Source organism: Halomonas elongata (genome assembly GCF_029081005.1).
Lineage (GTDB): Bacteria > Pseudomonadota > Gammaproteobacteria > Pseudomonadales > Halomonadaceae > Halomonas > Halomonas elongata_B.
Window position 1 is genome coordinate 39,337 of record NZ_JAJQTQ010000028.1, and the last position, 9,641, is coordinate 48,977.

The following is a 9,641-nucleotide window of genomic DNA, read 5'->3' on the forward strand; positions in this document are numbered from 1 at the left end:
GACGCCAGGTTCCATTGTTCATGATGCCATCGGACGGACATGCTCGAACACCACCCATAATAGCAACGGCATCACCACCAGGCTGCCCAGATTGCCGATCAGCACCAACGAGGCCACCTGATGGGGTTGTTGCCGATACTGCTCGGCCACCAGGTAGTTCAGCACCGCCGGCGGCAGGGCGGCGAATACCCACAGCGCCGCTGCCGTGATGCCCGAGAGGCCCAGCAAGGCCACCATCGGCGCCGCTATCACCAGCCCCGAAAGCGGACATAATACGGCACCAAGCAGCCCCATGCGCCAGTGATCGAAGTCGATGTCGAGCATCCGGACGCCCAGGGCGAACAGCATCAACGGAATACTGACACCCCCCAGCATATTCAACGTCTCGAGCAACCAGACCGGCAGCGTCGCCCCACTCAGGTTGGCCCCGAGCCCCGCGAGACTGGCCAGCACGATGGGCATTCGCAGCAAACGCCATAGCGGCGTGCGGGGATCGAGCATCCAGAGCCCCACCGAGAAGTGCAACAGCATCTCGACGATGAACACCACCACCGCCGCCGGCAGTGCCGCCTCGCCAAACGCCAGCACGATCAACGGCAGCCCCATGTTGCCGGCATTGTTGAACATCATCGGCGGCAGAAAGGTCCGCACCTCCAGTTTCAACCAGCGTACCACCGGCCACAGCAACACACCGGAGCCCAGCACGACCACGGCAGCGGCCAGGGCCAGTCGGACGTAATCCGTCAACGGCGCTTGCCGATCCGCCAGCGCGGCGAACACCAGCATGGGCACGAACAGCTCCATGTTCAGCGTGTTCAGCCCCCGGATATCCGGACGTCGATAGCGTCCATAGAGAGTGCCGCATCCCGCGATCAGGAATACCGGCAACAGGGTGGAAAGAATCTGGGCAAGCATTCGGCCTCATCCATGGCGGACTCATCGTTCACGGGAACGACGAGCCTAGCACGACACCGGCTTGCGCGGTTCGGGCGGTCGAGTCACCATGGCCAAAGTGTTTCCACCCCGAGCGAGTGACGATGAGCAAGTTCTGGAGCCCCAAGTTGCGGGGGCTGACGCCTTATATCCCCGGCGAGCAACCCCGAGAGCGACTGATCAAGCTGAATACCAACGAGAACCCCTATCCACCCGCGCCCGGTGTGGAGACCGCATTGCGCGAGTTCCCGGTGGATCATTTGCGTCGCTATCCCGACCCCGAGTCTCGCGCCCTGCGCGAGACCCTCGCCCGGGAGTTCAAGGTCGAGGTAGAGCAGGTGTTCGTCGGCAACGGCTCCGACGAGGTGCTGGCTCTGGCCTTCCAGGCGTTCTTCTATCATGACCGCCCGCTGGAGATGCCGGCCATCACCTACAGCTTCTATCCGGTGTATTGCCGACTCTACGACGTGGAGCGCCGCACCCTGCCACTGGATACCGAGTGGCGGGTCGACCTCGAGGCCTTCTCGCCGCAAGCCGGCGGCGCGATCTTCGCCAACCCCAATGCGCCGACTGGACACGGACACGGCCGCGAGGCGATCGCCGGCTTGCTCGAACGGGTCACCGAATCGGTCGTGCTGGTCGACGAAGCCTATGTCGATTTCGGCGGCGAAAGCGCCGTGCCACTGATCGATCACTATCCCAACCTGCTGGTCACCGGCACCTTCTCCAAGTCGCGCAGCCTGGCCGGCCTGCGGCTCGGCTATGCGGTGGGCTCTCGGGAATTGATCGAAGGGCTCGAACGGGTCAAGGATTCCTTCAACTCCTATCCGATCGACAGCCTGGCCAGCGCCATCGGCATCGCCGCCCTGAAAGACCACGAGCACTTCGACGCTTGCCGCGAAGCGGTGATCACCACTCGCGAGCGCACCCGCACCCGCCTGGAGGGTCTCGGCTTCCGGGTGCTGCCGTCGCAGAGCAACTTCCTGCTGGTCAGTCACCCGGAGCAGGACGCCGCCCAGCTGTTCGTCGGCCTGCGCGAGCGCGGCATCCTGGTGCGCCACTTCAATACCGAGGCGTTGAGCGGCTGGCTGCGCATCTCCATCGGCACCGAGGACGAGATGGATAGCTTGATCGAAGTCCTGGAAGGGCTCACCCCCTAGCCAAGCCTTGCGGACGGGGCCGCTTGCCCCGCCCGTTCTCCTGTCCCATCGACGAGTCATCCCATGAGCGAGGAACGATTGCCACTGGGCGGTGTGCACCACGTGGCCCTGATCACCGCCGACTATCCGCGCGCCAGGCGCTTCTACCTGGAGGTGCTGGACGCCGAGATCCTCCACGAGACCTATCGCGAGCCGCGCGACAGCCACAAGCTCGACCTGCGCCTGCCCGGCGGCATCCGCCTAGAACTGTTCTCCTTTCCCTCGCCGCCGCCACGGCCCAGCTACCCCGAGGCCTGCGGGCTGCGTCACCTGGCGCTGGCCACACCGGATCTCGATGCCTGCGTGGCCCTGCTCGAGGCGCGGGGAGCCGATCCCGAACCGATCCGCATCGATGAGATTACCGGCGCCCGCTTCACCTTCTTCAGCGATCCGGACGGCACGCCCATCGAGCTATACGAAACCGCATCGTGATCGGACCCGCTGCCGTGACGCGCCCCTGGCGCATCGCCCTGCTGAGCGCCGCCGGCCTGCTGGCGGCTGCCCTGTGGTGGGGCGTCTGGCAGTGGCAGTTCCAGCAGTCGCTGGACGTCGCCCGCCAGCATGCCGATAACCGGTTGTCGCTGTATTCCACCACCCTGGAGGGCGCCCTGGCGCGCTTCGCCTACCTGCCTAGGCTGCTGGCCGGCCAGTCGCGGGTCCGCGCGGCGGTGGACGACAACACGGCCGGGGACGACGTCGAGCGCGCCAACCGCTACCTCGAGCGGGTCGCCGCGGACGCCGGGGCCGAGGCCATCTTCCTGCTCGACCGACACGGCCAAACCGTGGCCAGCAGCAACCATGCCACCGTGGACAGCTTCATCGGCCACCACTACGGCTTCCGCCCCTACTTCCAGGATGCCATGGACCGGGGCGAGGGCGAGTTCTTCGCCATCGGCAGCACCACCAAGCGCGCAGGCTACTTCGTCTCGGCGCCGGTGATCTCGGCCGCCGACGGCCAACCGCTGGGCGTGGTGGCCATCAAGGTGGCACTGGAATCCCTGCAAGCGAGCTGGCGGCGGGCCGGGGAGACGGTGCTGCTCTCCGACGCCAACGGCGTGGTGATCCTCTCCAGCCGCCCCGGCTGGCGGTATCGGACGCTCGCCCCGATCGCCCCCGCGGCCATGGACGAGATCCGCCAGCAGCGCCAGTTCCTCGATCGGCCCCTCGAGCGCCTAGGCCAGGGGCTGGCCGACGGTTCCCTGGCGATCGGCGGCGGCTCTGTCAGCGAGCGCTACCTGGACCTGTCGCGGGAGCAACGGCGGCTGGGCTGGACCATGCACTACCTGGTGCCGATGCGGCCGCTGTACCTGGACGCCCGCAACGCCTTCCTGGCGGCGGCGGGCGCCACCCTGGTGCTGGTGCTGCTGGGCCTGTGGCTGCGCGAACGCCAGAAGCGCCATCGCCTGCGGGACCGCGAGGCGCGGATCATCCGCGAGGCCAACGAGCGCCTCGAGTCGCGGGTCGTCGAGCGCACCCGGGCGCTGCAGGAGGCCCAGGAGGAGCTGGTGCAGGCCGGCAAGCTGGCCTCGCTCGGCACCATGGCGGCGGGCATCGCCCACGAGCTGAACCAGCCCCTCTCGGGCATTCGCACCTATGCCGCCAACGGCGCTCGCCTGCTGGCCAGGGGTCGCCAGGACGCGGCCGAGAGCAACTTCACGCGCATCCAGTCGCTGTGCGACCGCCAGGATGCCCTGATCCGCCAGCTCCGCCTGTTTGCCCGCCGGGGCGGCAGACGCGAACCGATCGACCTCGAGGACCGCCTGGCCTTCGTGCTGGAGCTGCTCGACGAGCGAATTCGCCGCCAGGGGGTCGAGGTGGCGTTCGACCGCGGCGAGGCGCCGAACCCACGGGTCCTCGGCGACACGCTGCGCATCGAGCAGCTGCTGACCAACCTGCGGCGCAACGCCCTGGATGCCCTGGAGACGGTCGCGCGACCGCGGCTCGCCATCGCCCTGGCGACCGCCGAGGAGAGCGTGGTGCTGCGGATCGCCGACAACGGCCCCGGCATCGATGCGGCCATCCTGAGCCGGCTCTTCGACCCCTTCTTCACCACCAAGGCGGTGGGCGACGGCCTGGGGCTCGGCCTGTTCATCTGCTTCGGCATCGTGCAGGACCTGGAAGGCCGCATCAGCGCCACCAACCTCGAGCAGGGCGGCGCCTGCTTCGAGGTCACCCTGCCCCTCGCCGTGGACCGCCGCCTAGCCGAAGGAGCCCCCCCGGATGCCGACTGACGACACCCTCCCCGTATGGCTGGTGGACGACGACCCGGACGTGCGGGAATCGCTGAGCCAATGGCTGGAGGTCTCGGACCTGGCGGTGCGTACCTTCGATGCCGCGATGCCGGCCCTCGAGGCCCTGCGCCACGACGCCCCCTGCGGTGTGCTGGTCAGTGACGTCAAGATGCCGGGCATGGATGGCCTGGCGCTGCTCGACGCCGTGCAGGCGCTCGAGATACCGCCCCCCGTGGTGCTCATCACCGGCCATGGCGACGTGCCCATGGCGGTCGCGGCCATGCAGGCCGGCTGCTGGGACTTCGTGGAGAAGCCCTTCGCGCCGGAACGCCTCGAGGAATGCGTGCGGCGCGCCCTCCAGCAGCGTCGCCTGGCGCTGGAGAACGACCGCCTCCGGCGTGCCCTGCGCGAGGGCGACCTGGCGGGCCGCCTGCTGGGACAGGCGCCGGCCATGGTGGCCCTGCGTCGGCAGCTCGAGACCCTGGCCCCGGTGCGGGCCAACGTGCTTATCCAGGGCGAGACCGGCAGCGGCAAGGAGGTGGTCGCCCGCTGCCTGCATGATTTCGGCCCCGGCAGCAGCGCCCCCTTCGTGGCCCTGAACTGCGGCGCCCTGGCCCCCGAACTGATCGAGTCGGAGCTGTTCGGCCACGAGAAGGGGGCCTTCACCGGGGCCCACGGCCGACGCATCGGCAAGCTGGAGCACGCTAGCGGCGGCACCCTGTTCCTCGACGAGGTGGAGTCCCTGCCGTTGAGCGCCCAGGTCAAGCTGCTGCGGGCCCTGCAGGAGGGGGAGATCACGCCGCTCGGCAGCAACGCGGTGCGCCCGGTGGACCTGCGCGTGGTGGCGGCCGCCAAGGCCGACCTGCCGGCCATGGCGCGGGAGGACCGGTTCCGGGAGGACCTCTATTACCGTCTGGCCATCACCGAGCTGTGCCTGCCGCCGCTGCGCGAACGCCGCGAGGACATCGCGACGCTGTTCGGCCACTTCTGCCGGCAGGCCGCCGCGGTCCACGAGCGCGACGTCCCCGAGGCATCTCCCGCCCTGCTCCAGGCCCTCGAGGGGCAGGCCTGGCCGGGCAACCTGCGCCAGCTGCGCAATGCCGCCACCCGCTTCGTGCTGGGGCTCGAGATTCCCGGCCTCGCGGACGGCGGGGAGGCCGAGCCAGGCTCGCTGAATGCCCAGGTCGCCGCCTTCGAGGGCGCCCTGCTGCGGGCCGCCCTGGGCCGCCACGGCGGCAACATCCAGGCAGTGATGGAAGAGCTGGAGCTGCCCCGGCGCACCCTGAACCAGAAGATGCTCCGCCACGGGCTGCGCCGGGAGGCCTTCCTCGCCCCCGAGGACCGCGAGTCCGCAGGCTCGGACGAGGACTGACGAGCGTCGGCCATTTCTTGCCGATGGCGCCGACGGATGTCGGCAGAAAATGGCCGACGCCAGGGCGCCAAGGCCCCGTCGCCCCGCGCATTATCACGCCAACCCACTGAAGGAAAAGCAAAAGCCTCCCCTTGGCAAGCTTGTCGCTATAGCAGCGAGCCAGTCATCAAAATAACTCGCTTGCGACGGAGGCTCGTATGCAAAAACGCCAGTTCCTGAAACTCGCCCTGACCCTCTCCACCGCCACGGCCCTCGGACTGGGCGCATCCGCGGCATCCGCCCAGTCCGGGGAAGACGGCGGCCAGTACATCATGGGCACGGCCACCACCGGCGGTACCTTCTACCCGGTCGGCGTCGCCCTGTCGACCCTGGTGCGGGTCAAGCTCGAGCCCACCCATGACCTCTCGGTCTCGGCCATCAGCTCGGCCGGCTCGGCGGAAAACCTGCGCCTGATGGATGTCGACGAGGCCCAGTTCGGCATCATTCAGGCCCTGTACGGCGCCTGGGCCTGGAACGGCAGCGGCCCGGTGCCCAAGGCCTACAAGGACATCCGTTCGGTGTCCATGCTGTGGCAGAACGTCGAGCACTTCGTGGTGCGCAACGACCTGGTGGACACCGGCACCATCGACGACCTGACCGGCCTCTACGATCACGGTTTCTCCATCGGCGCGCGCAACTCCGGCACCGAGGGCTCCGGTCGGCAGATTCTTGCCGGTCTCGACATCGATCCCGAGCGGATGGACCTGGCCTACCTGGGCTACAGCGCCAGTGCCGAGGCCATGCAGAACGGCAACATCGACGGCATGAACATCCCGGCCGGCGCTCCGGCCTCCGCGGTCACCAGCGCCTTCGCCAACATGGGCGACGATATCCACGTGCTGAACGTCACCGAGGACCAGTTGGCCCGCATCAATCAGGAGTTCCCGGTATGGAGCCCCTACGAGATCGACGCCGACACCTATCCGGGCCAGGACGAGGCCGTCCACACCATCGCCCAGCCCAACATCCTGGTGGTCAATGCCGACGTGCCCGACGAGGACGTCTACCAGATCACCAAGGCGATGTACGAGAACCTGCCGTTTCTCAACAACATTCACCCCGCCACTCGCGCCATGGCGCTGGAGAAGGCCCTCGACGGCCTGCCGATGCCCCTGCACCCCGGCGCGGCCCGCTTCTTCGAGGAACAGGGGCTGGAGATACCGGACGCCCTGATCGCCGACTGACGGCCTTCCCGCGCCCCGTCATCGCGCCCCGATTCATTCGGAGCACGACGACCATCCGAGGCATCGCCGACGGCCGCGCCCCTGACACCCGACCGCGGCCGTCCGCTCCAGGAGAACTTCCCCATGAACACCACACCCGCAAGCGAGGTGCGTGACGAGTCGGCCAGCGAGGCCCCGGAGCGCCTCGAGCACCCCTGGCTGGGTCGTCTGCTGTTCGGCCTGACCCTCGTCATCGCCCTGAGCCACCTCTACTTCAATACCTTCAGCACCCTGTCAGAGATCTGGACCAGTGCGCTGCACTTCGGGCTGTTCGGCCTGCTGTGCGCCCTGGCCGTGCCGATGCGCCACGCGGCAAAGCCGTCGCATCGGCGGCTGGTGCTGCTGATCGATATCCTGCTGGGCCTCGCCGCGGTGGGCTGCGCGCTGTACCTGATCGCCTTCGAGGATGCGCTGTACGACCGCGGCGTGCGTTTCTCGATCGCCGACTGGATTGTTTCCATCGTCGCCCTGGGGCTGGTGCTGGAATTCGCCCGGCGCACCACCGGCTGGTTCATCCCGGCGCTGTGCCTGGTCGCCCTGACCTATGTGGCCTGGTGGGGCCAGTACGTCGGCGGGGTGTTCAACTTCCCCGGGCTGAGCTGGGAGACCGTGCTGTTCAGGAGCTATATGGGCGGCGAGGGCATGCTGGGCTCCATCGCCCGCATTTCCTGGTCATACGTGTTCATGTTCATCCTGTTCGGCGCCTTCCTGGTGCGCTCGGGGGCCGGGGACTTCATCATCGAGCTGGCGCGCTGCGCCGCCGGGCGCTTCGTGGGTGGCCCCGGCTTCGTCGCCGTCTTCGCCTCCGGCCTGATGGGCTCGGTCTCCGGCTCCAGCGTCGCCAACACCGTTTCCACCGGCGTCATCACCATCCCGATGATGCGCAAGGCCGGCTTCCCGGCGCGCTTCGCCGCCGGCGTGGAGGCCGCCGCCTCCACCGGTGGCCAGCTGATGCCTCCGGTGATGGGCGCGGGCGCCTTCATCATGGCGTCCTACACCCAGGTCTCCTACCTCTCCATCATCGGCATCGCGGCCCTGCCGGCGCTGCTGTACTTCCTTTCCGTCGCCATGTTCGTGCGCATCGAGGCCAAGCGCAGCCATGCCCACCAACTGGCCGACGAGGACGCTCCGAGCTTCGCGAGCGTGCTCAAGGGCGGCTGGCATTACCTGCTGCCCCTGGTGGTGCTGGTGGCCGCCCTGATCTACGGCTTCACCCCCACCTACGCCGCGGGCATCGCCATCCTTTCGGTGGTGGCCGCCTCCTGGCTGTCGAAGACGCCGATGACCGTCAGGGCCATCCTCGAGGCCCTGTCGCTCGGCACCCGCAACATGATCACCACCGCCATCCTGCTGATGACGGTCGGGCTGATCGTCAACGTGGTCTCCACCACCGGTATCGGCAACGTCTTCTCGCTGATGATCGCCGACTGGGCCGGCGGCAGCCTGTTGATCACCCTGGTGTTGATCGCCGTGGCCTCCCTGGTGCTGGGCATGGGGCTGCCGGTCACCGCGGCCTACATCGTGCTGGGCACCCTGTCGGCGCCGGCGCTCTACGGCCTGATGGCACAGGGCCAGTTGATCGACCTGCTGGTGAGCGGCCAGCTACCCGAGCAGGCCAAGGCCATCTTCATGCTGGCCGCCCCTGACCAGTTGGCCGCCCTGAACGCACCGATGGATGCCGGCGCGGCCAGGGAGCTGCTGTCGGTGGTGCCGGACAACTTCCGCAGCCAGCTCTACGAGCAGGCACTTTCCCCGCACACCCTGACCATGCTGCTGGTCGCGGCCCATATGGTGATCTTCTGGCTGTCCCAGGACTCGAACGTCACTCCACCGGTGTGTCTGACCGCCTTCGCCGCGGCGGCCATCGCCGAAACGCCGCAGATGCGCACCGGCTTCACCGCCTGGAAGATCGCCAAGGGGCTGTACATCATCCCCCTGCTGTTCGTGTGGTCGCCGCTGATCACCGGCTCGGCGCTCGACATGGTGACGGTGTTCGTATTCGCCGCGTTCGGGATCTACGCCATCATCGCCGGGCTCGAGGGCTACCTGGAGCACGAGCTGCCCTGGTGGCTGCGCCTCGGCATGTTCCCGATCGGCGCGCTGATGCTGTGGCCCCACGGCCACCTGACCCTGGATCTGCTCGGCCTGGCCATCTTCGTCGCGGTGCTGCTGTGGAGCTACCGCCTCGGCAGGAGTTCCGCACCCTTCGTTGTGGGTGCCCAGTAAGGCTGAGCGCCACCTTTCAGCCGACGAACACGCAGCGATACCGGTGGCCTAAGCATGACGATGACTCGAATGATGGCTCTTTATCACTCGTTGTGCTGCACATCAAAAAATCCCCCGGGCTTTCCCGGGGGATTTTTTGATGTAAATGCCTGACGAGGTTCCGGCCGGCGCTCCGGAGGGCGGCTCTCCGCGACTTTCCAGGGGAACGCCCTTGTCTGACCAGCGCGCCATACCCGGGCAACGTTCTCCCATGAAAAAACCCCGAGCTTTCAGGGCCCGGAAGCTTCTCGGTATCAGTGCCTGACGCCTCTGCGGCCCCTGCGTGGCCTCGATCTCGGGCTCGCCAGAGCGGTTCCCGTTGGCGCCCGACGCACGGAGCACATGGCAAGGACGCAGTTCCTCCATTCAGGCATAAAAA

General features: G+C 67.8%; 7 protein-coding genes. 6 read left to right on the forward strand and 1 reads right to left on the reverse strand.

The features are described from left to right. Window positions 1-18: 18 nt before the first annotated feature. Window positions 19-915, reverse strand: coding sequence for an AEC family transporter (locus LU493_RS16510; RefSeq protein ID WP_275288900.1), 897 nt, complete (start codon window positions 913-915; stop codon window positions 19-21). A gap of 122 nt (window positions 916-1,037) precedes the next feature. Between LU493_RS16510 and hisC the strand changes: the two genes are divergently transcribed. The 6 genes from hisC to LU493_RS16540 all read left to right on the forward strand — a co-directional run bounded on the left by hisC (window position 1,038) and on the right by LU493_RS16540 (window position 9,223). Further along, a complete protein-coding gene (hisC, locus tag LU493_RS16515) occupies window positions 1,038-2,093 on the forward strand; it encodes a histidinol-phosphate transaminase (RefSeq protein ID WP_275288901.1) in 1,056 nt (351 codons plus the stop codon). Between the two features lie 63 nt (window positions 2,094-2,156). Continuing rightward, a complete protein-coding gene (gene gloA2, locus LU493_RS16520; protein ID WP_275288902.1) occupies window positions 2,157-2,564 on the forward strand; it encodes an SMU1112c/YaeR family gloxylase I-like metalloprotein in 408 nt (135 codons plus the stop codon). Further along, complete coding sequence (locus tag LU493_RS16525; RefSeq protein ID WP_275288903.1) at window positions 2,561-4,363, forward strand: sensor histidine kinase; 1,803 nt, start codon at window positions 2,561-2,563, stop codon at window positions 4,361-4,363. The genes gloA2 and LU493_RS16525 overlap by 4 nt, the downstream gene beginning before the upstream one ends. After that, the gene (locus LU493_RS16530; protein ID WP_275288904.1) at window positions 4,353-5,735 is read left to right on the forward strand and encodes a sigma-54-dependent transcriptional regulator; all 1,383 of its coding nucleotides are present in this window, start codon (window positions 4,353-4,355) and stop codon (window positions 5,733-5,735) included. The genes LU493_RS16525 and LU493_RS16530 overlap by 11 nt, the downstream gene beginning before the upstream one ends. Before the next feature lie 197 nt (window positions 5,736-5,932). Then, the gene (locus LU493_RS16535) at window positions 5,933-6,958 is read left to right on the forward strand and encodes a TAXI family TRAP transporter solute-binding subunit (protein ID WP_275288905.1); all 1,026 of its coding nucleotides are present in this window, start codon (window positions 5,933-5,935) and stop codon (window positions 6,956-6,958) included. 123 nt (window positions 6,959-7,081) lie between these two features. Beyond that, complete coding sequence (locus tag LU493_RS16540; RefSeq protein WP_275288906.1) at window positions 7,082-9,223, forward strand: TRAP transporter permease; 2,142 nt, start codon at window positions 7,082-7,084, stop codon at window positions 9,221-9,223. The last annotated feature ends 418 nt before the right edge of the window (window positions 9,224-9,641 follow it).

Bases quoted from the DNA above. Each gene is read 5' to 3' on its own strand.
- LU493_RS16510 (WP_275288900.1), bottom strand. From the start codon at position 915: ATGCTTGCCCAGATTCTTTCCACCCTGTTGCCGGTATTCCTGATCGCG.
- LU493_RS16530 (WP_275288904.1), top strand. From the start codon at position 4,353: ATGCCGACTGACGACACCCTCCCCGTATGGCTGGTGGACGACGACCCG.
- gloA2 (WP_275288902.1), top strand. From the start codon at position 2,157: ATGAGCGAGGAACGATTGCCACTGGGCGGTGTGCACCACGTGGCCCTG.
- LU493_RS16535 (WP_275288905.1), top strand. From the start codon at position 5,933: ATGCAAAAACGCCAGTTCCTGAAACTCGCCCTGACCCTCTCCACCGCC.
- hisC (WP_275288901.1), top strand. From the start codon at position 1,038: ATGAGCAAGTTCTGGAGCCCCAAGTTGCGGGGGCTGACGCCTTATATC.
- LU493_RS16540 (WP_275288906.1), top strand. From the start codon at position 7,082: ATGAACACCACACCCGCAAGCGAGGTGCGTGACGAGTCGGCCAGCGAG.